This window comes from Ferrovum myxofaciens, assembly GCF_013181415.1.
Taxonomy (GTDB): Bacteria; Pseudomonadota; Gammaproteobacteria; order Burkholderiales; family Ferrovaceae; genus Ferrovum; species Ferrovum myxofaciens.
Genome location: NZ_CP053676.1, coordinates 1,136,697 through 1,160,818, shown reverse-complemented (window position 1 = coordinate 1,160,818; position 24,122 = coordinate 1,136,697). Strand labels below are relative to the sequence as shown.

Below are 24,122 nucleotides of genomic sequence, written 5' to 3'. Positions count from 1 at the left end.
GGTTTCCTCCCGGAAGTTGTCGTCGTTAGCCGACAGGTTCCGGGGAGATTTATTTAACCTGTTGATAGTTAAGCATTTGATCCTGTCGCTATCAAGAGACAGGGCGAAAGCTGTCGGGCGTCAGTCCGTACTTTTGCAGCAGGCGATAGAACTCAGTTCGGTTGCGTTGCGCCAGTCGTGCAGCATCGGCCACCTGACCCTCGGTTAGTTTGAGCAGTCCGATCAGATATTCCCGTTCAAAGCGTTCACGGGCTTCGGTCAAGCTGAGGATTTCCACCGTGGGCAGGCGCAGGGCCCGATGAACCAGAGACAGGGGGATGATGGGAGTGGTGGAGAGCGCGCAGACCTGTTCGATGACATTATGCAGTTGACGGATATTGCCCGGCCAGGGCGCTGCGGACAAGGCGGTCAGCGCCTCGGAAGAAAATCCGTTGAGGTGCTTGCCGTATTTTTTCCCAAGCCGGGTCAGAAAATGCTTGGCCAGCAGGGGAATGTCTTCCCGTCTCTCGCGCAGGGCCGGGAGGATGAGTTCGACGACATTCAAACGGTAGTAGAGGTCTTCCCGGAACTGATCGGCGGCGATGGATGCCTCCAGGTTCTGGTGGGTGGCAGAGAGAACCCGCACATCCACGGCATGATGGACATTCGATCCCACGGGGCGGACCATGCGTTCTTCCAGAACTCGCAACAATTTGGCCTGCAGGTTGAGGGGCATGTCGCCGATTTCATCAAGGAAAAGGGTGCCACCCTGGGCAGCGCGAAAGAGGCCTTGGTGGGCCTGGACGGCACCGGTAAAGGCCCCTTTTTCGTGCCCGAACAATTCGGATTCGAGCAAGGCTTCCGGAATTGCGCTGCAGTTCAATGCGATGAACGGGTGCGCCGCACGTACACTGGCACGGTGCAGGGCACGGGCCAGCAATTCTTTCCCCGTCCCGCTTTCGCCCCGAATCAATACGCTGGCATCGGAGCGGGCCACCAGTTGGGCCTCGTTCAGAAGTTCGGCCATGCGCTGCGAACGGCTGAGGATTTCCGCGCGCCAATCTTCGCCCGGGCGATGGGGTTCCGGTGGTGGAGTGGACAGGTCCAGGGCAGATTGCACTTTGGCCAGCAGAAGCGCTGCATCGAAGGGCTTGGTGAGATAGCCGAAAACGCCCTTGGCGGTGGCCTCCACTGCATCCGGAATCGTGCCGTGCGCGGTGAGCAGGATCACCGGCAGGGTAGGATCACGGCCATGGATTTCATCGAACAGGCGGAGTCCATCCATGCCAGGAAGCTGGACATCGCTCAGGACGACCCCGGGGCGTTCCGTGGCCAGTCGTGTCAGGGCTTCTTCGGCACTGGCCGCACTGACGACCCGGTAACCCGCCGCACGCAGGCGCAAAGAGAGCAAATGGAGGAGATCCGCGTCGTCGTCCACCAGCAGGATGGTCGGATTGCTCATAGACAGTCATTCAGGGTTTTGGCCAGGCGAATCCCCGCTTCTTCCAGTTGCAAGGCGATCATTGCCATGGCCTGATGGGCATAGGCATCGGTCAGTGCGTAATGGCCCTTTTCATCCGGGGCCGGCAAGGGGTCGTAGGCCTGGCTGCGGGCGGTGGCGAAGGATTCCATTGCCCAGGCGCGGGGCGTTCCCCGTTGCCATTCCTGCAGGTTATCCGGGGTGATCCGGGCGCTCAAGCGTTGGGCCAGACGGGCAGGATCAGGATCCATCTGTTCAATGAACACCGTATCCCAGTAATGATGCAGGCTCCCTGCGTGGAGGTGATCCCACTTGACCCTGATTTCATTGCCGCCACGGTCATGGTCATCGATGGCATGCAAGGGTTGATGCAGGTCTCCAATCAAATGAATCAGAAATTTGAGGGCCAACACGGCCTCGGGACGATCGGCAGGCTGAAATCCGCTCCGTTTGTAGCGGGCCAGTTCGGCGCTGAATTGTTCGATTTTAGCCACGATGCAGGCCCGTTCAGGGCCCGCAGAGGCCAGGGTATTCTGGCTCGGCAGTGGAAAATCCTGGCAGGCCTGCATCAGGTCAGGATGGTGGCGATCGATATCTACGAAGTGCCATGCGCGGGAATGCTGAAACGTGACGGTGCGCCCGGAACCGGGGGCCTCTCGCAAACGATCGGCCCAACTGGCCACGGAAACGGGATCATGGGCGGTCAGTGGATCCTCGTCGCTGGCCAGCAGTGCCTGTAGTCGGGCCTTTTGGGCGGGCGCCATGAAGTTCAGGGCAATGGAAGCCACCACTTCATGACCCTCCTCGCCCCAGGCCCAGGCGGAGGAAGAAACCCCCAGACAAAGCAGGATTGGAATCATTCCAATATAATAGGAGAAGCCAGGCCCGAAACGGTTCGTCCACCGGGTATTCATTCCTACAGGAGTCATCATGTCCATTCAAGAAATCATCGATCAACAAGTCAAAGGTCACACCGTCGTATTGTATATGAAGGGCAGTCCCGATTTTCCACAATGTGGGTTTTCCGCCAAGGCTGTCAGTCTGCTCCGCCAATCTGGGGTGCAGGACTTTTTCTCGGTGGACGTACTGCAAAACCCCGAGATTCGTCAGGGCATCAAATCCTATGCCAACTGGCCGACCATTCCCCAATTATATGTAAAGGGTGAGTTCGTCGGGGGATCGGATATCATGGACGAGTTGTTCCAGAGCGGAGAACTGAAGTCCCTTATGGCAGGTTGATCGTTGGGGGGAACTCAGTCGGGAACGGTTAGCGGGACCAGCAGACCCGGGCAGGTGCCGCTTTGGCGGAAGGCCTCCAGGCGCCGGATGAAGGATTGGGTAGTTTTTGGCATGGGCGTGCGGGCACGTGAAATGTCGTTCAAAATTGCCCAACCTTGCGCCACCAGTTGCAATCCGTGCTCCTGGTGGCGCACCCGTTCGATATCCTCTGCAGAGGCCGAGGGCGGACGATAATGAATGAGGTTTTCTCCTGCAACCACGAATTCCGGCCAGACCGTGAAGATCAGATCGTCGGTTTGAAGGGTTTCCACCTTGCGGTGGGCGGCATCGATGGCGCACCGGATGAGGGGTACAATCGCCGCAAAATCCCCATCCTCTTCAAAGCAACAGGTCAAAGCAGCGCCGATATGGTCCACATCGCGCAGGGTGGACGCAATTTTGAGATAACGGCTTTCAAAAAAGTCTTCCACCGGAATGGAGAATGCATGCAGGGGTTCGCCCCAGAGTTCGTCGATGCCTTCCTCGCCACTCCGATGCAGTACCAGACGGCCTAGGGTCAAGGCTTCCTGCAAACAGTTCCCGCATTCCCGCAGCAGGGCATTGTCTGAACGAATTTCCACGCCCAGCTCCTGGATTTCCACCAATTTGGCGATGATGTCCGAGGCTCGATTGAACAGGGCGCCCGCCAGCATGGCGCCATTGACTCGTTTGAGGGCGGGATCCAGGGCCGTTTCATAGGCATGGCGGGCCTGCTGCAGACGTACGCCGGAGATATTGATGCCATGCTCGACGTGGTTGAAAAGGCGCCGGGTCAACGCGGTGATCAGGTGGCGCTTGGCACTCAGCGTATTGGCCGGGGGTTGGTAGTAACGGATCCAGTAACCTTCGTAATATACCCGTTCCACGCCCTCGATGATTTTGCGTGTGCCCGGGAGCAGGGAAACCCGGCGGGTATCCGGAGAGGAGTTCGCTGGCCTGTCCATGAAAGTACCTTTCCTGAGGGTGATGAGGGAAGTCGGCATTCTAACGCTGGCCGTATCAAAAAGGGAATGACCTTCCCGTTCTCATGACCTTTGGCCTCCGGTCAGGCGCTCCAACCCGGCCAGATCGGTTCGGGTTGTGACTTGGGTAAACCCGGCTCGAAGGAAACGGGACCGGCAAAACTCGCCTTGATCGAAGCCATGCTCCACCCGCAATTTTCCTCCTGGTTTTAGCCAGAGAGGGGCCTGGGCAATGATGTGCGCCAGATCTTCCGTGCCGCTGGGGCCGGCGGTCAGGGCCTGACGGGGTTCAAAGCGCAGGTCTCCCTGGTCCAGGTGGGGGTCGGCGGCGGCAATGTAAGGCGGATTGGACAGGATCAGGTCAAAGGTTTCTCCCTTGGGCAAGGCCTCAAACCAATCTCCAAGATACCAGTTCAGAACCGGACCCGAAGAAGGAAGCAGACGGGCAGCATTTTCTTTGGCCAGGGCCAGGGCAGCAGCGGAATGGTCTGTGGCGCTGACTTGCCAGTGTGGGCGGTGGTATTGCAAGGACAGGGCGAGTGCGCCACTCCCGGTGCCCAGGTCGAGGCAGTGCAGGGATGCCGGGGGGGCGGAGGTTTCCAGTGCCCAGTCCACCAATCCTTCGGTTTCGGGCCGGGGAATCAGGACGGCGGGGGTGGTCAGGAAAGAAAGACCATAAAACTCCCGTTCTCCCAGCAGGTAGGCCATGGGTTCCCCCCGTTGGCGGCGTGCCTGCAGGGCCTGGAAATGGGCGATTTCTTCTTCGCCGAGACAGCGTTCGGGCGCACTGATCAGAGTGGTGAGGGAGCACTGCAACACCGCCTGGAGGAGCAGACGCACCTCGAGACGGGGCAGGGATCCTTCGAGTAGCAGGCTGGCCACGCTGACCATGGGTTATTCGGAGGGTTCTGCCAAGCCGGCCAGTAAATCTGCCTGATGTTCGGTCATCAGGGTTTCGGTCAACTCAAACAGGTCGCCGTCCATCAGGGCTTCGATTTTGTAGAGGGTCAGATTGATGCGGTGATCGGTAATGCGCCCCTGGGGAAAGTTGTAGGTACGGATGCGTTCGGACCGGTCGCCACTGCCGATCAGGGAGCGGCGAGTGGCAGCGACCTGGGCATGCTGTTCCCGTTCCTGTTTGTCCCGCAACCGTGCGGCCAGCACGGCCAGAGCCTGAGCCTTGTTCTTGTGCTGGCTGCGGCCGTCCTGGCATTCCACCACCAGCCCGGTGGGCAGATGGGTGATGCGTACCGCCGAATCGGTCTTGTTGATGTGTTGCCCCCCCGCTCCGCTGGCCCGGAACGTGTCGATGCGCAAGTCTGCGGGATTGAGGGCGATTTCCCCCACTTCATCGGCTTCCGGCAGAACGGCGACGGTACAGGCCGAGGTATGGATGCGTCCCTGGGTTTCGGTGGCAGGGACCCGTTGAACGCGGTGCCCTCCCGACTCGAATTTGAAGCGCGAATAGGCACCCGCTCCCTCGATGCGAAAGATGATTTCCTTGAACCCTCCCATTTCTCCGGGATTGTGGGAAATGATCTCGGTGCGCCAGCCCAGTCGTTCGGAAAATCGGGAATACATGCGAAACAGATCACCGGCAAACAGTGCAGATTCATCGCCGCCGGTGCCGGCCCGGATTTCCAGAAAGATATTCCGCCCATCGTTGGGGTCGCGCGGCAACAGGGCTGTTTGAATGGCTGCTTCCAACTGTTCGAGACGGCGTTTGCCCTGTTCGGTTTCTTCGTCGGCAAAATGACGCCATTCGGGATCTTCCTGTCCCAGCGTGGCGGCAGCTTCCATATCCGCGAGGGTATGCCGGTAGGCATCGTACAGTTCCACCACCGGTACCAGTTCGGAGCGTTCGCGCGTCAATTTTCGGTACTGGTCCAGTTGTTGTGTGACATCCGGGGCCTGGAGGCAGTGATCCAGTTCGATCAGGCGCGTGCGCAGGGTTTCCAGGCGGTGCAGCAATGAATCTTTCACGCGGGGTTCTCGGGAAATAAATGACGAATGGCATCCACCAGTGACTGGCGGGTAGAGCCGCGCGTCTGGTTGAGGGCTTGAACCGGATGATGGAGCCACTTGTTCATCAAACTTTGGGATAACTGTTCCATGACCTTGGTGGGTTCGTCTCCCCGGTTCAGGGCGCGCAGTGCCTTTTCCAGTTCCAGTTGGCGGTAGTGCTCCGCCTGTTCGCGCAGGGAACGGATGGTGGGCACCACGCTGCGGGCCGCAATCCAGCCCAGGAAGTCTTCCACATGCCGGGTAATGATGGATTCGGCCTCCTCCACGGCCAACTGGCGCGAATTCTTGTTTTCCTGGGTGACCTTGCCCAGATCATCCACCGTATACAGGAAGACATCCTCCAGGCGCGCGACTTCAGGTTCGATGTCGCGGGGGACGGCCAGATCGATCATGACCATGGGGCGATGTTTGCGTTCCCGCAGCGCCCGTTCCACCATGCCCTTGCCGATCAGGGGCAGGTGACTGGCAGTGGAAGACACGATCACATCGTGCTGGGCGAGGGCCAGGGGAAGTTCGCTCAGGGGGAGGTAACGCCCTCCGAGTTGTTGGGCCAGGGCCTGACCCCGTTCGGGGGAACGGTTGGCGATGGTGACGGCACGGGGATGGCGTGCCAGAAAATAGGTCGCCACCAGTTCGATCATCTCCCCCGCACCGATGAACAGAACCTGTTGCTCGTTCATGGGACCCAGTACGTCGGCGCTCAATTTGAGCGCCGCTGCAGCCAGGGAGACGGTCCGTTCCCCAATGCCGGTTTGACTGCGCACCGCCTTGGCCACGGAGAAGGTGCTTTGAAACATTTTATTGAGCAGAGGGCCCAGGGTTCCGGCCTCATCGGCCAGGCGGACCGCCTGTTTGACCTGTCCCAAAATCTGGGTTTCACCCAATACCATGGAATCCAGGCCGGAAGCCACACGAAAAGCATGATGGGCAGCGGCACTGCCGTCGAGGTGGTACAAATATTGGGACAGGTCGAAACCCGTCAACTCATGATGATCCGCCAGCCAGTCGGCCACCGTTTCCGGATGGGGGGTTTTGCAATAAATTTCCGTGCGGTTGCAGGTGGACAGGATTACCGCTTCCTCGGCGGGGGTGGCATAGAGCAAGGCACTCAGGGCCGGTTGCAGGCGTTCCTGCGGGAAGGCTACTCGTTCGCGTACTGCCACCGGTGCGGTCTGGTGGTTCAGGCCGAAGGCATGGAGTTGATGAGCAGAGGAATCAGACAAGGGCGTTCCCGGAATCCTGATAGTAACCGTGCATTATAACTGTTCCCGACTTTCTGGTCAGTGCGCCGCAGGCGGTTGCACGCCGTGCGGATAAAGTAACCAAAGTTGCCCTGCCTGTTTCATGTGTCCGGCCGCTTCTTCGGCTTCGACTCCAAAGCCCCAGAAAAAATCTGCGCGGACCGCACCACGAATGGCGCCTCCTGTGTCCTGGGCCATCATCAGTCGATCCAGGGGCTGGTTTCGGCCTGGCCAGGTGGTGCTCAGAAAGACGGGCGCGCCCAGGGGAATAACCTGGGTATCCACCGCCAGGCTGGCCTGACCGGTCAGAGGAACGCCCAGGGTTCCCAGGGGGCCGGGCAGGTCCGGCGGAAGCAGACGAAAAAAAACGAAACTGGGGTTTTGGTTCAGCACGGCCTGGAGATCCTGGGGGTGTGACCGCGCCCAGGCTTCAATGCCCTGCATCGAAGCCTGGGCCAGGGATAATTGTCCCTGTTCCATCAGATAGCGGGCAATGGAACGAAACGGATGGCCATTTTGATCCGCATACCCCACATGCAGCCGTCGTCCGTCTCGCAACTGGACCACCCCGGACCCCTGAATCTGGAGGAAGAACAATTTGACCGGGTTGTCGACCCAGAGAAGTTCGTGACCGGTCAGAGGCCCATCCTCGAGGTCGATCTCGGCGCGGGAGAAATACGGGACCACCCGGTTGCCCACCAGTCGTCCGCGCAGGTGCCGTCCCTTGAGGTCGGGGGCCAGGTCGCCCAGATCGATGGTCAACAGGTCTGGCGGTGGGCCATAGAGAGGAAAGCGGTAGACCGCAGTACGCGTCAGACTGCCCTGCAGAAGGGGTTCGTAATAACCGGTGATCAGACCCTGAGGGGATTCGTCCGGGTTGAGGATCTGCCAGGGGTCAAAGGAATGTTCGAAGAACCGACGCATGGTGAGGGCATCGAAGGGGCCCAGGGCAGTGGCCTGTTGGCAGAGGGAGGTCCAGGGTGCATCCTGGGACAGGCGGGTGCAACTTTCCAGAAAGGCATTCCAGGTGGCCGGACTGAGCCCACTGTCCCAGTGGGGTAACTGGCTGAAATCCGTACGGACCAGGTGTCCTGGCGGGGGCGGCGCAAGGTTTTCCACCGGGGTTGAGACGGTTTTTACCGGTTGGGGGCAGGCCGGAGAGACGGGCGCGCAGACACCGAGCCGGAGCGCGGAGGCGGCAGATTGTGGGGCAGGAGGCGGGGTGGCACAGCCTGCCAGCAGGAACGGAACCAGAATACAGGCAGAAATCAGAAGGCGCGTCATGCGCATAGCGTACCATTACCGGGCTTCGGCCTGTTAGAATGTCATTACTTTAATCCGTTTCCGTGAATCAAATTCCAAGGAGTTCCGTCATGACCTTTCGCATTGCCCCCAGTATTCTCTCCGCCGACTTTGCCCGTTTGGGGGAGGAGATATCCCAGGTGATGGCCGCCGGTGCAGACATCGTTCATTTTGATGTCATGGATAACCACTATGTACCCAACCTGACCATCGGCCCCCTGGTGTGTTCGGCCATCCGACCCTATACCCAGGCGCCCATCGATGTCCATCTGATGGTCAAGCCGGTGGACCGCATCATTCCGGACTTTGCCAAAGCGGGGGCCAATATCATCAGTTTTCATCCGGAGGCTTCGGAGCATGTGGACCGCACCCTGCAATTGATTCGTGATCAGGGGTGCAAGGCGGGTCTGGTGTTCAATCCGGCGACTCCGCTCAATTATCTGGATCATGTCATGGACAAGGTGGATCTGATTCTGATCATGTCAGTCAACCCAGGTTTTGGCGGGCAATCCTTCATTCCTTCGGCGCTCGATAAATTGCGCGAAGCGCGTCAGCGCATTACCGTCAGCGGACGGGATATCTGGCTCGAAGTCGACGGTGGGGTCAAGGTGGACAACATTCGCGCCGTGGCCGAGGCAGGCGCGGACACCTTTGTGGCGGGTTCGGCCATTTTCAACACCAAAGATTACAAGGCCACCATCGATGCGATGCGTGCCGAACTGGCCCGATGACTGAAACGGCATTTGCGGAAGGAGGGGAAGCCGGATTTAACCTGATTCCCCTGGTACGGACGGTTCCTGCCGATCTCGAAACCCCGCTGGCGGTTTACGCCAAATTGGCGAACCGTCCTTTCTCGTTCCTGCTGGAGTCGGTACAGGGGGGGGAACGTTTCGGTCGTTTCTCCTTCGTGGGATTGCCCGCCCGAACCCGTTTGCAGGTAACCGGTTACCGGGTGGAAGTAATCACGGAGGGGGTCGTGGTGGAAACCGTGGAATGTCCGGATCCGCTGGTTTTCATTCAGGACTTCATCGATCGGTACAAGGCCGCACCTGCGCCGGATCTGCCCCGCTTCCACGGGGGCGTGGCCGGATATTTTGGTTACGATATCGTACGTTATATCGAACCTCGCCTGTCCGGCGGCTGGAAACCCGATGACGTTGGCGTGCCCGACATTCTGCTGTTATTGACCACGGAACTGGCAGTCATCGATAACCTGTCCGGACTCCTGCATCTCATCGTGTATGTGGATCCCGGTCTCCCGGAGGCACGGGTGCGGGGAGAAGCACGTTTGGCGGAATTGCAGGAAGCCTTGCGGGCGGGGGTCCGTTTGCCGGAACCTGCGCCGGATAACCTGATGACTCCCTTGTCGGATATGTCTCCGGACCAGCATCGGCACATGGTGGAGCGGGCCAAGGCTTATATCGAGGCGGGGGATGTCATGCAGGTGGTACTCAGCCGGCGGATGTGCCAATCCTTCGAGACTTCGGCGCTGTCCCTGTATCGCTCATTGCGTCGATTGAATCCCTCGCCTTACCTGTTCTACTACGATTTTGGAGAGTTTCAGGTGGTGGGTGCCTCGCCTGAAATTCTGGTCCGTCTGTGTGCCGGCGAGGTGACGGTTCGTCCCATTGCAGGGACGCGTCCGCGCGGCAAGGATTCCGTGGAAGATGAAGTTCTGGCCCGGGAACTCCTGCAGGACCCCAAGGAAATTGCTGAACATCTCATGCTCATGGATCTGGGGCGCAACGATGTGGGTCGGATTGCCCAGACGGGTTCGGTGAAGGTGACCGAACACATGACCATTGAACGTTATTCCCATGTCATGCACATCGTTTCCAATGTGGTGGGACGTCTGCGTCCGGGAATGCGGGCGCTGGATGTGTTGCGCGCCACCTTCCCGGCGGGCACCTTGTCCGGTGCCCCCAAGGTTCGGGCCATGGAAATCATCGACGAACTGGAATCCACGCGCCGGGGGATTTATGGCGGTGCAGTGGGATATCTGGGGTTTGATGGCAACATGGACATGGCCATTGCCATTCGTACGGCAGTCATTGCCCGGGGACAACTCTGGGTTCAATCCGGCGGCGGCATCGTGGCGGATTCGGACCCCGCTGCGGAGTGGCAGGAAACGGTCAACAAGGCCCGTGCCGTGGTGCGGGCGGCTGAACTGGTACAGTCGGGAGAATTTGATTCTCACCGTTGATCCATAACCCTCAGGAGACCCTGGATGAAACGCCCTTATCCGCATATTCCCTCCCCTCCCGATCCTCTGCGCCGTAAGCAAGCCCTGCCCTGGTCCCACCCCAAAAGAGATCCTGGGGATCTTCAACTGGAACAACGCCTGAAAGCGATCCTCGAACATTCTTCCTATCGGGAACCGGACGAGGATACGGACTTCATCCAGTCCGAATCTGCGCGCGGCGTACGGCTTCAACTGGATTACGCCAAGGCAGAACAGGGCATGCGCGGCCAAGGCATCGAGCGGTGTATCGTGGTGTTTGGCAGCACCCGTCTGCGTGAACCCGCCGTGGCGGGAGACGAGTTGAAACGGATCATGGCGCAATGCTTGCAGGCGCCGGACGATCCCCAATTGGAACGGGAACGACGTTTGGCCGAAAATCGTCTGTCCCTTGCGCGCTATTATGAGGTGGGGCGGGAATTGGGGCGACTGGTGGGGAAGGTCGGAAACGATGCGGGGGGGGGCCGTCTGGTGGTGATGACCGGGGGGGGGCCCGGCGCCATGGAAGCGGCCAATCGCGGTGCCTTTGAGGAGGGGGCGCCTTCCATCGGGTTGAACATAACGCTGCCGCGTGAACAATTTCCCAATCCGTATATCACGCCGGGATTGTGTTTTCAGTTCCATTATTTTTCCATGCGGAAACTTCATTTCATGAAACGTGCGGTGGCTATTGTGGCGCTGCCCGGCGGTTATGGGACGCTGGACGAGTTGTTTGGCGCTCTGACCCTGATTCAGACCCGCAAGGTGGCGCCGATTCCGGTCGTCCTCGTGGGCGAAGCCTACTGGCGTCGAGTGTTCGACGCAGAATACATGCTGGATCAGGGGCATATCGATGCGGAAGATCTGGACCTGTATTGGTACGCGGAGACCGCTGCTGAGGCCTGGGAAGGCATTCAACTTTGGCATCGGGAAAATGGCAGTGCATTGATTTGAAAAAATATGCTAAATTTAAAAAGAACTTTGCCGATAAGGAATTAGAGATGGGAGTTTTACAAATTTTTTTTGCTTTATGACAATATGAAACAGCAGTTATTGATTACCATGCGTCTTGGTATTTCGGAACGGACGGCTGTTTCTTAGAAAAATATCATGAGCAATTCATGATGGGGGAGAAGTAGGGGGAGTAGGGTTGAATAACAAAAAAAATGTGCTTGTAGCAGGTGGTGCGGGTTATATCGGCAGTCATGTAGTGACGGTGCTCCTTAAGGCGGGTTTTTCCGTGGTGGTGCTGGATAACTTTTCAAACAGCGATCCTTCGGTATTGCAACGCCTGGAAAAAATCACTGGTCAGACCGTTCCCTTCGTTCATGCGGATCTGCGTACCTGCGATACGGTGGTCTCCACGTTGCGCAACTACCGCATCAACTCGGTGATTCATCTGGCGGGGCTCAAGGCCGTGGGCGAATCGGTGGCCAAACCCATCGAGTACTATGGTTGCAACATTCAAGGTACCCTCAGTTTACTGGAGGCGATGCAGACCTGCGGGGTGCATGAGTTGGTTTTTAGTTCCAGTGCCACTGTTTATGGGGATCCTCAAACTCTGCCCCTCGATGAAACTCATCCAACGAGCGCCACCAACCCCTATGGACGCAGCAAATTACACATCGAGGAAATGTTGCACGATGTGGCCCGGGCGTCAGAGAAATGGAAAATCGTCTGTTTGCGCTATTTCAATCCGGTGGGAGCTCATCCCTCGGCATTGATCGGAGAAGACCCGGCGGGAATTCCCAATAACCTGATGCCTTTTGTGGCGCAGGTGGCCTCCGGCAAACGTCCTCTTCTGAGAATCTTTGGCAATGACTATCCAACGCCGGACGGTACGGGGGTGAGGGACTATATCCATGTCATGGATCTGGCGGAGGGGCATCGGTCTGCACTGGATTTCGTGGCGACCCAGCCCGGTTGGCAGGCCATCAATCTGGGAAGCGGACGGGGACATAGCGTGCTGGAAATGGTCGCCGCCTTTGAAAAGGCCAGTGGCCGGTCGATACCCTACCAGATCGTGGACCGTCGCCCTGGGGATATTGCCTCCTGCATCGCTGATCCCGCACGGGCCCTGCGCGTATTGCACTGGAAGACGACGCGGAGTCTGGAGGACATGTGCACCAGTACCTGGGCCTGGCAACGATATCGGGAAGTCGGGGTGTGACTTTGGTAAGGGTTTGGGGACTATGGGCCTGCCTGTGGGCAGGCTCGATGCTTGGGGGGGGGGTTCTCGCCGCCGAGGGGGAGGCATCGCCCAATGTGGCGTTTTATCTGGGGACCGATGCGCCTCTGGATCTGCTCCAGGCCTTCGATGAGGTAATCGTCGATCCGGCGGTATTTGCCTTGCCCTCGTCAGAACGGTATCCTCATACCCGCTGGGCGGCCCGTGTGGAAATCACGCAGAAAGACTATCAGGGCACCCCTGCCGCCTGGTTGGAAAAAACGCTTGCGCCGTTATGGGGGAAAGGGTTTCGTGACTTCTATCTGACCGATAAGGAAAGGGGCGGAGACTCGGTTTTTTCTGCTCCGCCCAGTACCGAAGACCGCTGGCTTTCCCTGGCCCTGACCGAAGTTCATGGCGAATTCAAGGATGCGCGGATATTCTTGCGGAATCATCCACCGGTAGCCGACGCCCATGGGGATCTTTTGGCCGGATGGGTGGTGGAATCGATCTTTCAGCCCTATGATGCCCTGCAGGGTTGGTTTCTAACCGTGGATCCCCACCGTCTGGATGAGCAGTTGAGCCAGTTGCATCATTGGCAGGAAAAATACCCTGGGGTCCCGTTGATCGACCTTGAACTGGCTCAGACGTATGACAGGGAAAGTCAGCAGGCCCTGGCCCGGAAGTCTGCCCAGGCCGGTTTGATTCCTTATGTGACCAGCCCGGACGAAAACATCGTGGGCATCGGGAAACTGAGGGTGATGCCCAGAAAGATTCTGGTGGTTCAATCGCTGGATCCGGGGACGGCCATCGAGGAAGGAACGGGGTCCAAGATCCTGTCTCTGCCCCTGGACTATCTGGGCTATGACGTTCGGTATGTAAACGTCAACGAGGGGCTGCCGGAAGACATTACGCCCGATCGTTACGCCGGCATCGCAGTTTTTCTGGATAAGGATGTGGCGGATCAGGACAAATGGCGCCTATGGTTTCTGAAGGAGGTACACCGTCACGTTCCGGTGGCGGTATTTGATCGCTTCGGTTTCGACATCGATATTGAGACCGCACAGGTTCTGGATCTCAAGGTACTGCCCAGCGGGTATCTGCCCGGGGCCACCGCCAGGATTCTTCATACTGCTCCCATGATCGGTTTCGAACACGCGCCGCAGGTCGAGATACAGGATGCCGTGGGGCTGGCCATCGGCCCCACAGGGCAATCCCTGGCACAGATCCAGGTGGGCGACACGATCATGGATATGGCGGCCACCCTGCCCTGGGGAGGCTATGCCCTGGCTCCGTTTTCCCTGGAGTATGTGGGAGAGTTGAATCGGAACTATTGGGTCATTGATCCCCTTAAATTCCTGCGCCAATCCTTGTCGTTGCCGGCGATGCCGGTACCCGATACCACTTCGGAGAATGGGCGACGCCTGTTTTTCGTCCAGGTGGACGGGGATGGATTTCCTTCCCGGGCAGAATTTCCTGGTTATGATTATGGGGCGGATGCCCTGTATGACCAGATTTTCAAAAAATATCCCATTCCCATGACGGTTTCCGTTGTGGAGGGGGAAATTGGTCCCACGGGGAAATATCCTGCCCTGTCCCCCAGACTGGAATCCATTGCGCGCAAGATTTTTGCCCTGCCCAATATTGAAATCGGTTCTCACACCTATAGCCATCCTCTCGACTGGATTTTGGCCGATCCCAAGTATGGGCAGCAGAAGGAACAGTTATCCATGCAGATTCCGGGCTATACCTTCGATCTCAAACGAGAGATCGAGGGTTCCATCGAGTATATCAATGGCCGGTTGGCTCCACCGGGGAAAAAAGTCCGGGTTCTACAATGGTCGGGGGCGGCAAACCCCACAGCGGCCGCTTTGGAAGAGGCATGGAAGGCGGGCGTGTATAACATCAACGGGGGGGACACCCTGCCTGTCAAGCCCGATGGTTCCTGGACAGACATCAGTGGGGCCGGAATCGCGAAGGGGAAGGGCGATCAGAATTACCAGATCTATGCGGCGGAAATGAACGAGAACATCTACACGAACGATTGGACGCGACCCTTCTATGGCATGGTGCGGGTTCTGGAAACCTACGAAATCACCGAGTTTCCGCTGAGAATCAAACCGGTGGATATCTATTTCCACTTTTATTCCGGCACCAAGTTGGCTTCCTTGAAAGCACTTCAGAATGTGTACGATGTGACGTTGAAACAACCGGTGTTCCCGGTGTATACCTCGGATTTCATTCAAAAAGTTCTGGATGCGCGGCATGCGTCGGTGGCCTTGCAGGAGGGGCAGTGGCAGATTCGAACGGGCAGGAGTCTCCGGGAATTTCGCTTGCCGGTGGGAGAAATTCCTGATTTGACCCATTCCTCCGGAGTCGTTGGGTACTTGTCCGTTCCCGGTGGAACCTATGTGCATCTGGGGGATGACCAGGCCAGCGTATCGTTGCTGCCGGTGAATCATCCGGCGGATCCGCTGCCCTATGTGTCGGCCGCTACGGCGTATATCACCCATTTCAAGCGGCAAGGTCGAGGGATTCGTTTCGATGCCCGGGGCTATTACCAACCCTATGTGCTGTTGAGCCATGCGGATCATGCCTGCGGGTTCAAGGTAGATGGTCGGGAGGTTCAGTCCACGGAGGATGGGAAGGGACGGTTGAAGGTCTCCTTCCCGCCTTCCGTGGGAGAGCAAGGTCCCGTGCATGACATTGAGGTTCATTGTCATGATTGAACGGGAACAAATCATTCGTCCCTGGTTGACGTTGATTCTCGGGGCCGGGATTCTGTTGTCCATGGCTGCCGCCTATCAAGGCAATGAAGCTTTTCTGAAAACCGTGGATCCCTTCAAGCCCACCGGCATTTCCATCGCCTATCTCGAAAGCCGGTTGGCCGGGCATCCGGATCAACCCGCCATGCTGGAAACCCTAGCCTGGCAATACATGACCCTCGGACACTGGGATGCGGCGCTCAAGACGGCACAACGCCTGGAGGATCTGGGGGGGAAACAGGATCGGGCGCGGGCCCTGTTTATTCGTGTCCGGGTCGCGGAACAGCAGGCTTTTGAATATCCTCTGCAGAGTATTCAACGGGCGCATTATCTGGGGGAGACGCGCCAGTTGTTGAATCGTACGCTCGACTATCACTGGGATGTGCCGACCCTGGAATATCTGGTCAGGATGGCTCGAGATTCCTCCAACTTCGACGTGATGTCCCATGACTATCAGGCCCTCGCCGTTCAGGATCCCGAACGCGCACGCCTGTGGTACGCACGTTATGGCAAAGCTGCGCTGGACAGTCAGCATTACACCCTTGCCGCAGAAGCTTTTTTCCAGGTCGAGGGGTTATCCCGGAGTGTTTCGGACAAAAGGCGTGCCTGGGCTGCCGGGATCGGCGCTCTGGAGGCAGGAAACCAGGTGACCGCAGCCTGTGTTGCGGCCGATGCGCATATGGCGGGGATGGAAATGGATCCGGAAGCCGTGGCGACCATGCTCAAGTTGGCAAGAAGCGCACAACGGCATGATCTTGAAGTGAAATACGCAAAACTCTTGCTGCAACTCAGCCGGCGCGAAGAAAGTATCGGCCCCGCGGTGCGCTGGGTTCATTGGGATGGGCCAACGTCAGGTTCGGTCCGGCGATATTTTCACAGGCATGGGTCCAGGTTTTCCGATGGGGTTCCCGGTGCTGTACTCTGGGCGAAGTCGCCTGCCCGTTTTCATCGTAGCGCGGATCAGGAACCGGCCATCAATGGGTTGGGGGTGGGTGCCGAATCCGGAACCAATGATGAGGATGCCACCTTTGCCAGAGATGTCACGCCGGAAATCGAGCAATCTTCCACGCAGGGCGCGCGCGCGCCGAAAAGTGGTGGATGGGCAGCACCGGCGGGGGTTCCCTCAAAAAACCTCGAAGATTTCGAGTTGATGTACAGTGCCTTTGTGGGGAATGGTCAGTTGAAGGAAGCGGAAGCAGTTTGTCTCAAGGCGCTGGAGCGCCATCTTGACCCTGCGGTCTGGACCAAACGCCTGGCCCAGGTGGCACTGTGGAATGGGCAGCCCAAGGTAGCTCTGGAAAACTGGATGATTTATGCCCAGGCTACCCACAATGAGGAGGCCTGGCAAAATGTTCTGAGGATTGCCCGCCAAACCAATGATGATCGAAGTTATCTGACGGCCTTGCTGCATGAATCCGAGCGCAATCCCGAGGATCTCGAATTGATCGGAAAGATCATCGCCGCCCATGAGCGGCTGGCTGAACCGGAGGCCAGTCTGGATTTTCTGAAGGCCCGTGCGGTAGGGTCAATGCGAGTTCCCATGCTGGAACGGTATGCTCAACTGGCCGAAGATCTGGGGGATGAAGACAAGGCGCTGTGGGCGCTTCATCGCTTGCAGGCAGACTATGGACCTTCGCCCCGCTATGCCATCGACATTGCGGATATCGATCTGCAAAAAAAGAACCCCCAGGCGGCTTTTGACGAGTTGACCCAGGTTAAATCCAGAGTGGGTGTGGACAAGGTGAATGCCCCCTTCTGGCGAGCCTACGCCGAAGTCGCGGATTTGTCCCACCATGATCAGGCTGCCAGTGAAGGACACAAGAAATTGCTGGAGACCGGGGGGTACGATGATGATGACCTCCTGGACATGGAGAACTACTACGCGGGGTATCCCCTGGATGCCGGCAGGCTTTTTGAATTGCAATTCCGTTTGACGGGCAAACTGCAATCCTTGTTGAATGCCATGGGCAGTTATTCCACCGCCAGGGCCTGGGGTCGAGTGTATGCCTTGTTGCAAGGACTTACTGCCAAACAGCGCGCCGAGTTTGAAACCAATGCCGATTTTTTGATGGCACGGGGAGATTATTTTTTGCGCAGTGGGCATTGGAAACTGGCCTTGGCCGATATGCACCAGGCAATGATGTTGCCTCAGGTCGGTGATACCCAGCGCGTGGCTTATCTATGGGCATTGGTGGACTTTGGTGCGGATGACGAATTGAAAACCGTGCTCTACGGTTGGCGTCATCGGATCGAAGCCGACTCGATTTACTGGGGGGGCGCAGGAGCGGCTTACGTCCGCTTGAACCAGCCTGAAAGAGCCTTGGGATACCTGTCCCGAGAGGCCAAGGAGATGAAAGACGATCCCCAGTGGTTGCTGATTCTTTCCTATGCCCAGGAGGATTCCGGGGATGAGGCGTCGGCATGGCGTTCGCGCCGGGCCGCATGGAGTCGTCTCAATGCCTTGATTTCCGCGCCACTTCAGCCTTCCTCCTCGATCCGGAATCTGGTATCCAGAGGCAATGCACTGCAACCCGTAACGCCGGTGCTGGACATGGGGGGTGTGGAATCGCCCCTGGCGCTCAGGGTGTCCTTGAGTCAACTTTTCGTGAACGGGGATGCTTCCCTGGATTACCTCACCCAACTTCTGCAACGACGGCGTTGGCGGAAGCGGTCGGGAGATTCTCCTGAGGCAGCGGAATCGCTGCTGGGAAACCTCCGGGCTTTTCAGGATGTTCCCTTGACAACCGGGGATGATTGCCTGGAGGAACTGGATGCGGAAGGTCTATCCCCCGAAGCCAAGAAAAAAGTGGTTCTGAGCGAGCGTTGCCGGGTTTCCAACGCGGCCAAGGATGTGGCGACTTCCTGGGCCCTGGGCGGGGAACATAACGATCTGGCGCGGGCCTGGCTGGCACAGGAGTATGGCAATCGTTTGCTGCATTCCACCGATGCCCGGATCACGCTGGCCCTGGCAGAGAATGATCAGGAAACTCTGGCCCGCCTGGTGGATGATCAGGAGAGCAAGATCCAGGTGGATCAAAGGGTTGAAAGTCTTGAACGCCTGGGTCGGAGAGCAGATGCCCAAACCACCGCCTTTGAAGGGGGCGAAAATGCCCCTGACAATACCACCCGTCATGAAATCGAACGGGAGGTGCTGCTGACACCCAGCGACAATATCAGCCAGAACCAGGATCCCTCTCCCGGGCCCTATTGGAGCCCCCAAGGCTATATCACCCCCTCCGTGGTGGCGGGCATGAACGTCAGCACCTGGAGTCCCCTGTCCTATGTGGAAAAATCTGCGGGAGTGGGGTTTGCGCTGAACAATGAGTATACGTTGGATGCGGAAGCCATTCAGCGCACCCAAACCGATCTGAATACCCGTCAGGTTGCTTATGTTCCGGCTCAGGACAACAGCATGGCCGTTACTCTCGGCGATCATACCGATGCCCGGGATTATGCCGTGACGGTGGGCCATCGTTCGGCTTGGTATGCCTTCGACACCTACAGTGGCAGTGCCCAATACAATTGGTCGCCCACGCTCAAGGCGCGGGTGATGGCGGGCTGGAACCAGTTTACGGATCTTTCTCCGGTCATTCAGGTAATGGGAATGAAGAACATGGTGGACATGTCCCTGGAATGGCTGTTTGCCCCTCGGTGGTTTCTTAAAACCTCCATGGAAGGGGACCGGTTCAATGCGCAGAATGGAGAATATCTCGGCAACGGGCTACTGTATTCCATGGAAATGGGCTATCAGTTGATGAGCAGCATGCCCAACTGGAACCTGCGCTTCGTGACCTATGAAGGCCGATTCAATTCGGCAGGGAACGTGGTACTCCCCCAACTGGCCACGCTGGTACCCAGGGGACAGGCAGTCAATACGGCCTTTTTCATGCCCGGCAATATTTCCCAGTATGGGCTGATGACGGGGTATGGAACCGACTATGAGAATAATTATCTGCGTCCCGGTTGGCAACCCTATGTGGACGCAGGGGTCGTGAATGATACGGTTCTGGGATTGCTGCCCCAGATCAGCGCGGGACTGGCAGGACCGATCTTTGGCGGGGATTATGCCCGGATCTATTATTTTCATGAAACGGCACCCGGCAGTACGGAATCCATGACCCAGACAGGGGTCAGTTATCGGTACTTTTATTGAGTGGGTAGAGAAGTCTGCGGCAGAATTTTTTAATTTTAAAGATACGTCAGGAGACAGGACATCATGAAACCGAATAGAACCATTGCTTGGGTGCTGACCGCAGCAACCGTTGGGTTGGCGGCTTGTTCAACGCTCGATGTGGGGCAACCGCCCGCCCTGGACAAGAACGCCTCCTGGGCACTTCTGCCCATGGCCAATTATACGGAAACCCCCGATGCCGGGGACCGAGTGGCCAGCATCACGGAAAGTATCCTGCATCAGAAGGGGGGAATGGACCTCAAGCGTTACCCCATCAAGGATGAAAAGGATACATTCATTCTGGGGAACAATGCCAAGTTGCAACAGGCCGCCATGGACTGGGCCAGTCAAAACAGGATTCAATACGCCCTGACCGGATCTGTCCAGGAATGGCGTTACAAGACCGGGGTGGATGGTGAGCCTGCCGTCAGCGTGACCTTCAATCTGGTGGACATGACCACCGGAAAGACGGTCTGGAGCGCGACGGGTAGCCGGACGGGTTGGAGCCGTTCAAGCGTGGGATCCGTGGGGCAGACCTTGATCGATCAGTTACTGATCCCCATCGAACACACTCGTTGAGTTTGGACGACCGTGGAAAACGCTATCCAGACAGCCAAAAAAGCCCGTTTCAGCGATGCCCTGGACGGGGTGACGCTGTACAGTCGTTTCTTTGTGAAAACAGTCATTCGTCCGGTGGCAGTGCTCGAGGTCGTGGGGTACATGGGCGCGACCATCGGGGTGTTTTATTGGATCAACCCGCAGGACCCGCTGTTGCTCATGCTGACCTTCCCCTGGATCTGGTTGGTGGCCACGGCCCTGGCGTTGCGTTATGGTGCCCTGATGGGCGTCCTGGCCGGGTTGATGATCGTTCTGGCCTGGGAGATCCTGTATCGGGGTTATCAGGGCAATGGGGCGTTGGGTTTCCCGGTGATGTTCATGTCCGGAGGGTTGGTTCAGGTGATTCTGGCAGGCCATGTCCGCGATGTCTGGTCGAATCTGTCGGTTCGGGCCAACGGGATCAACGGTTACCTCAACGATCACCTGGCCTCCCTGACCACGGCTCACTATCTCCTGCGGGTTTCACACGATCGACTGGAACGGGATTTGTTTACGAGACCGGCAACCTTGCGCAGCGCTCTGGAACATATGCGCGAAATCACCGCCCTGTCCACCGCTTCCGAAGAACCTCATTCTCCCTTCAAAGGGGCGCAGGCGGCACTGGACCTCATCTCGATGATTTGCCAACTGGGATCCGCAACCCTCTATTCAGTGGCTTCCAATGGTCAGGTCGTGGACGTATCCTACGCCGGGGTGGGCACGCCGATTCCCCTGAATCAAGAGGATCCGGTTCTGAAGGACTGTTTGGCGCGTCAGTCCCTGTCCCACCTCAAGGCGGTGGATGCGGAGAAATTGGGCTCCTACTATGTGGCGGCTCCCATCGTCCAGGTCACGGGCGAATTGATTGGGGTCCTGTTGGTCCATCAGATTCATTTCATGGCGCTCAACCACGACAATATGCAATTGATGCGGGTATTGCTGGATTACTACGGCGACGGCCTGGCCGAATACCAGTTGGTGGGGCAGGTCCATCGTCTCATGCCCCAGTGCCCCTATGGATTTGCTGCGGAGGTGGAGCGGATCTCTCATCTCAAGAAACTTTATGACATCGAATCTTCTTTGGTGGCGCTGAGTTTTCCCCGCTCGGGTCCAGGGGATTTGCAGTTTCAGCAAGTGATTCGCCAGTTGCGTTCGCTGGACATGCTCTGGACAGATCAGAACGATGAACGGCAATTTGCCCTGTTCCTGATGCCGTTGACCGAAGGAGACGGGGTCCTGGGGTATATGAACCGGGTCGAGGCGGGTTTGAAACAGACCTTCCAGACGACCCTGGCTGAGGCGGAAATCCGTTTTTATTCGATTTCCGTCAAAGCACGGGATGCCGAAATGGATTTGAAAACGATTTACGATCAGGTGCGTGCCCCATGATTCCTGTGACGATCATTCTGGGGTTCCTGGCTTTCCTTTTTCAGGGCATGGCCCTCCATGCTCTGATGGGTCCCCAGGCCGGAGTGGAGATGTTGCTGGGTTTTTTCTTCTGGCAAGCCTGTGCATCCCTGCTGACGACATTATTTTATGCAGTGCTCTGGCCTGCATTTTTTGCCCTCCCCAGTCGCGCTTCCCTGTTGCATGTCTTTTTGACCTGCCAGTTTTTGCCGGTGGCCGGTGCCCTGCTTTTTCTGACTGAAATGGCCGTTCACCGGTTTTTGAAACCACTCCCGGATCACGGTTACCTGGGGGCCGCCGACACCCCTGAATTCAATCATCACCTGTTGAACCGCATTACCCATGGCGTGGGTTCTCGCCTGCTGGCCAAACTCACCACCACCGAGGCACCCTTGGCCAGCAAACTGTCTGCGGTGGTGACGTTGCGTTCCATGCCCTTGCGCTATTCCGGCCAGATGCTCTCCGATCTCCTGGCAGACTCCAGCGACGAGGTACGCCTGTTGGCTTATGGAACCATGGATAAGGCTGAAAAGGAGGTGATGAAACAGGTCTATGAGATTCATCATCAACTGGCGGCTTTGCCGGCGGGACAACATCCCCTTCAACTGTGGATGCGCATGGCTCAGTTGTATTGGGAATTGATCTATCAGAATCTGGTGACGGGGGAGGTGCGCCAACATACGCTGACCCAGATTGCACATTTTGCGCATCAAGTCCTGGATCTGTCCCCCGAAGAGGCGGAAATGTGGTTTCTGCTGGGACGGTGTGCGCTGTTGCATCAGGACTATGGGTTGGCGGAAAACCATTTTCTGCGCGCGCAGCAATTGAACTATCCGCAGGATCGTCTTTTGCCCTGGCTCGCCGAAGTGGCTTTTCTAAAGGGGGAACTGCATCGGGTTCCCTTGTTGCTCAAGGGGTTGCGTAATAGTGCGCGCATGCCCCAACTCCAGCCCTTGTTGAGGTATTGGTTGCCATGAAGAACAAAAGGAGTTTTAAAAGAGCAGAAAAAGCGGACGTTTGTCTCTTGCTGGAAGGAACCTACCCCTATGTATCGGGCGGTGTTTCAGCCTGGGTCAGTCATCTTCTGACCGAGTTTCCCGATGTGTCTTTTGCGCTGGTATTTATGGGAAGCAGTCCCCAGGATTATGGAGATCCCGTTTATACCTTGCCGGACCATGTGGTCTATTACGAAGAGTTTTTCATTCATGATGTCGTACCCAAGAAAGCGGTAAGGGAAGTACGCAAGGGGGATCCCCAGGCTTTTGAAAAAATGGAACACTTCCATCAGGCCCTGCGGGATCCCCTGCACCCGGACCTGAGCGGGCATCTCCTGCGTCAGATCATTCCTCAGATGGAAAATGGAAAAACTCTGGATGATGCACAGTTCCTGTATGGCAAGATGTCCTGGGACATGATCACCGAGTACTATGAACGATATTCCACGGATCCCTCCTTTACCGATTATTTCTGGACGGTGCGCATGATGCATAAACCGATCTGGGAGATCGTCAATGTCAGTCACCAGATCATTCCCGCTCAGGTTTATCACACGGTTTCCACGGGCTATGCGGGATTTCTGGGTGCTTTGCTTCATTACCGGACGGGACGTCCCTTGTTGCTCTCCGAGCATGGAATCTACACGAAGGAACGCAAGATCGATTTGCTGCAAAGTACCTGGTTGCGGGATAACCGGCGCTTTCTCGAGGAAGATTCCACGCAGGTCGGATATCTTCAGGACCTGTGGGTACGTTTCTTTGAGTCCATCGGTCAGATGTGTTATTCCGCATCGACGTCCATCATCTCTCTTTTTGAGCAGAATCGGCAGCGTCAGATCGATGACGGGGCTCCGGCGGAACGTACACAGGTCATCCCCAATGGCATAGATTTACAACGTTTCTCGGCTTTGCGGGGGCAACGTCCGGAATCTGTCCCGCTGGTGGTTGCCCTGATCGGACGGGTGGTGCCCATCAAGGATATTCGGACGTTCATTCGGGCCATTTTTATTGCGACGCGCCGAGTACCCGAGTTACAGGGCTGGATCATTGGGGGCGAGGGGGAAGACCCGGAATACGCTCAGGAATGTCGCAGTTTTGCGTCCAGTTTGGGAATTTTGGACATTCAGTGCCACTTCCTGGGGCATCAGCAGGTGGATCGCTATTACCCCAAGATTGGTTTGATGGCCTTGAGTTCCATCAGCGAAGGTCAGCCCTTGGTGGTTCTGGAAGCCTATGCGGCGGGAGTGCCTGTCGTGGTCACGGATGTGGGGGCCTGTCGCGAACTGGTGGAGGGGGCGGCGGGGGAGGATCGCGGGTTGGGGAAGGCGGGAGCCGTGGTTCCCATTGCCGACCCCGAGGCTATGGCTCAGGCCATGATCGACTTGCTGACCCTTCCGGGATGTTGGCAGAATGCGCAGGCCGCTGCAGTGGCACGGGTATCTCGCTACTATGATGCGCGAATCATGGAGGACCACTACCGTCAACTCTATACGACCCTGTGGCAGAAGCCCACCGAAGTATTTTCAGAAGGATGA

Annotated in this window: 18 protein-coding genes; 11 read left to right on the top strand and 7 right to left on the bottom strand. The window is 57.4% G+C overall.

Features of this window, described 5'->3' with window-relative positions:
• Nucleotides 1-91: 91 nt before the first annotated feature.
• Both HO274_RS05640 and HO274_RS05635 read right to left on the bottom strand, forming a co-directional pair.
• On the bottom strand, nucleotides 92-1,441 hold the full coding sequence (locus HO274_RS05640) for a sigma-54-dependent transcriptional regulator (protein ID WP_031596043.1): 1,350 nt from the start codon (nucleotides 1,439-1,441) through the stop codon (nucleotides 92-94).
• On the bottom strand, nucleotides 1,438-2,391 hold the full coding sequence (locus HO274_RS05635; protein WP_273122042.1) for a S1/P1 nuclease: 954 nt from the start codon (nucleotides 2,389-2,391) through the stop codon (nucleotides 1,438-1,440). Before HO274_RS05635 ends, HO274_RS05640 begins: the two co-directional genes overlap by 4 nt.
• Between HO274_RS05635 and grxD the strand changes: the two genes are divergently transcribed.
• A complete protein-coding gene (grxD, locus tag HO274_RS05630) occupies nucleotides 2,390-2,698 on the top strand; it encodes a Grx4 family monothiol glutaredoxin (protein WP_031596045.1) in 309 nt (102 codons plus the stop codon). The two genes, HO274_RS05635 and grxD, sit on opposite strands and share 2 nt — an antisense overlap.
• Nucleotides 2,699-2,712: 14 nt before the next feature.
• Here the strand turns inward: grxD and HO274_RS05625 are convergent, their stop codons facing one another.
• From HO274_RS05625 to mltA, 5 genes are all read right to left on the bottom strand, one after another.
• Nucleotides 2,713-3,681: a hypothetical protein gene (locus tag HO274_RS05625; RefSeq protein WP_062188147.1), complete on the bottom strand. Its 969-nt coding sequence runs from the start codon at nucleotides 3,679-3,681 to the stop codon at nucleotides 2,713-2,715.
• An 81-nt stretch (nucleotides 3,682-3,762) separates the two neighbouring features.
• A complete protein-coding gene (prmC, locus tag HO274_RS05620; protein ID WP_273122039.1) occupies nucleotides 3,763-4,590 on the bottom strand; it encodes a peptide chain release factor N(5)-glutamine methyltransferase in 828 nt (275 codons plus the stop codon).
• Between the two features lie 3 nt (nucleotides 4,591-4,593).
• Entirely contained in the window at nucleotides 4,594-5,682 is a 1,089-nt protein-coding gene (gene prfA, locus HO274_RS05615; RefSeq protein ID WP_273122037.1) for a peptide chain release factor 1, read from the bottom strand.
• Nucleotides 5,679-6,947 (bottom strand): glutamyl-tRNA reductase, encoded by a 1,269-nt coding sequence (gene hemA / locus HO274_RS05610; protein WP_273122035.1) that lies wholly within the window; start codon nucleotides 6,945-6,947, stop codon nucleotides 5,679-5,681. The genes prfA and hemA overlap by 4 nt, the downstream gene beginning before the upstream one ends.
• Nucleotides 6,948-7,004: 57 nt before the next feature.
• Nucleotides 7,005-8,255, bottom strand: a complete 1,251-nt coding sequence (mltA, locus tag HO274_RS05605) for a murein transglycosylase A (RefSeq protein ID WP_273122033.1) — start codon at nucleotides 8,253-8,255, stop codon at nucleotides 7,005-7,007.
• 83 nt (nucleotides 8,256-8,338) lie between these two features.
• Here mltA and rpe point away from each other — a divergent pair, with 83 nt between their 5' ends.
• The 10 genes from rpe to pelF all read left to right on the top strand — a co-directional run bounded on the left by rpe (nucleotide 8,339) and on the right by pelF (nucleotide 24,122).
• Nucleotides 8,339-8,998: a ribulose-phosphate 3-epimerase gene (rpe, locus tag HO274_RS05600; RefSeq protein WP_273122031.1), complete on the top strand. Its 660-nt coding sequence runs from the start codon at nucleotides 8,339-8,341 to the stop codon at nucleotides 8,996-8,998.
• The gene (trpE, locus tag HO274_RS05595) at nucleotides 8,995-10,470 is read left to right on the top strand and encodes an anthranilate synthase component I (RefSeq protein WP_273122028.1); all 1,476 of its coding nucleotides are present in this window, start codon (nucleotides 8,995-8,997) and stop codon (nucleotides 10,468-10,470) included. The genes rpe and trpE overlap by 4 nt, the downstream gene beginning before the upstream one ends.
• A gap of 24 nt (nucleotides 10,471-10,494) precedes the next feature.
• Complete coding sequence (locus tag HO274_RS05590) at nucleotides 10,495-11,439, top strand: LOG family protein (protein ID WP_273122026.1); 945 nt, start codon at nucleotides 10,495-10,497, stop codon at nucleotides 11,437-11,439.
• A 196-nt stretch (nucleotides 11,440-11,635) separates the two neighbouring features.
• Nucleotides 11,636-12,655 carry a UDP-glucose 4-epimerase GalE gene (gene galE, locus HO274_RS05585; protein WP_273122024.1) on the top strand — a complete coding sequence of 340 codons (1,020 nt, stop codon included), beginning with the start codon at nucleotides 11,636-11,638 and terminating at the stop codon, nucleotides 12,653-12,655.
• Nucleotides 12,607-15,381 carry a bifunctional glycoside hydrolase/polysaccharide deacetylase family protein gene (locus HO274_RS05580; RefSeq protein WP_273122022.1) on the top strand — a complete coding sequence of 925 codons (2,775 nt, stop codon included), beginning with the start codon at nucleotides 12,607-12,609 and terminating at the stop codon, nucleotides 15,379-15,381. Before galE ends, HO274_RS05580 begins: the two co-directional genes overlap by 49 nt.
• Nucleotides 15,353-19,570 carry a tetratricopeptide repeat protein gene (locus tag HO274_RS05575; protein ID WP_273122020.1) on the top strand — a complete coding sequence of 1,406 codons (4,218 nt, stop codon included), beginning with the start codon at nucleotides 15,353-15,355 and terminating at the stop codon, nucleotides 19,568-19,570. The genes HO274_RS05580 and HO274_RS05575 overlap by 29 nt, the downstream gene beginning before the upstream one ends.
• Before the next feature lie 63 nt (nucleotides 19,571-19,633).
• Nucleotides 19,634-20,167 (top strand): hypothetical protein, encoded by a 534-nt coding sequence (locus HO274_RS05570; RefSeq protein WP_273122018.1) that lies wholly within the window; start codon nucleotides 19,634-19,636, stop codon nucleotides 20,165-20,167.
• A gap of 12 nt (nucleotides 20,168-20,179) precedes the next feature.
• Complete coding sequence (locus tag HO274_RS05565; protein WP_273122016.1) at nucleotides 20,180-21,574, top strand: PelD GGDEF domain-containing protein; 1,395 nt, start codon at nucleotides 20,180-20,182, stop codon at nucleotides 21,572-21,574.
• Entirely contained in the window at nucleotides 21,571-22,569 is a 999-nt protein-coding gene (locus HO274_RS05560) for a hypothetical protein (protein ID WP_273122014.1), read from the top strand. Before HO274_RS05565 ends, HO274_RS05560 begins: the two co-directional genes overlap by 4 nt.
• Entirely contained in the window at nucleotides 22,566-24,122 is a 1,557-nt protein-coding gene (gene pelF, locus HO274_RS05555; RefSeq protein ID WP_273122012.1) for a GT4 family glycosyltransferase PelF, read from the top strand. The genes HO274_RS05560 and pelF overlap by 4 nt, the downstream gene beginning before the upstream one ends.

Excerpts from the sequence above, each read along its gene's own strand:
- grxD (WP_031596045.1), top strand. The coding sequence starts at position 2,390 with ATGTCCATTCAAGAAATCATCGATCAACAAGTCAAAGGTCACACCGTC.
- pelF (WP_273122012.1), top strand. The coding sequence starts at position 22,566 with ATGAAGAACAAAAGGAGTTTTAAAAGAGCAGAAAAAGCGGACGTTTGT.
- HO274_RS05570 (WP_273122018.1), top strand. The coding sequence starts at position 19,634 with ATGAAACCGAATAGAACCATTGCTTGGGTGCTGACCGCAGCAACCGTT.
- mltA (WP_273122033.1), bottom strand. The coding sequence starts at position 8,255 with ATGCGCATGACGCGCCTTCTGATTTCTGCCTGTATTCTGGTTCCGTTC.
- HO274_RS05640 (WP_031596043.1), bottom strand. The coding sequence starts at position 1,441 with ATGAGCAATCCGACCATCCTGCTGGTGGACGACGACGCGGATCTCCTC.
- HO274_RS05590 (WP_273122026.1), top strand. The coding sequence starts at position 10,495 with ATGAAACGCCCTTATCCGCATATTCCCTCCCCTCCCGATCCTCTGCGC.
- HO274_RS05560 (WP_273122014.1), top strand. The coding sequence starts at position 21,571 with ATGATTCCTGTGACGATCATTCTGGGGTTCCTGGCTTTCCTTTTTCAG.
- HO274_RS05635 (WP_273122042.1), bottom strand. The coding sequence starts at position 2,391 with ATGATGACTCCTGTAGGAATGAATACCCGGTGGACGAACCGTTTCGGG.
- prmC (WP_273122039.1), bottom strand. The coding sequence starts at position 4,590 with ATGGTCAGCGTGGCCAGCCTGCTACTCGAAGGATCCCTGCCCCGTCTC.
- HO274_RS05575 (WP_273122020.1), top strand. The coding sequence starts at position 15,353 with ATGACATTGAGGTTCATTGTCATGATTGAACGGGAACAAATCATTCGT.
- rpe (WP_273122031.1), top strand. The coding sequence starts at position 8,339 with ATGACCTTTCGCATTGCCCCCAGTATTCTCTCCGCCGACTTTGCCCGT.
- trpE (WP_273122028.1), top strand. The coding sequence starts at position 8,995 with ATGACTGAAACGGCATTTGCGGAAGGAGGGGAAGCCGGATTTAACCTG.
- HO274_RS05625 (WP_062188147.1), bottom strand. The coding sequence starts at position 3,681 with ATGGACAGGCCAGCGAACTCCTCTCCGGATACCCGCCGGGTTTCCCTG.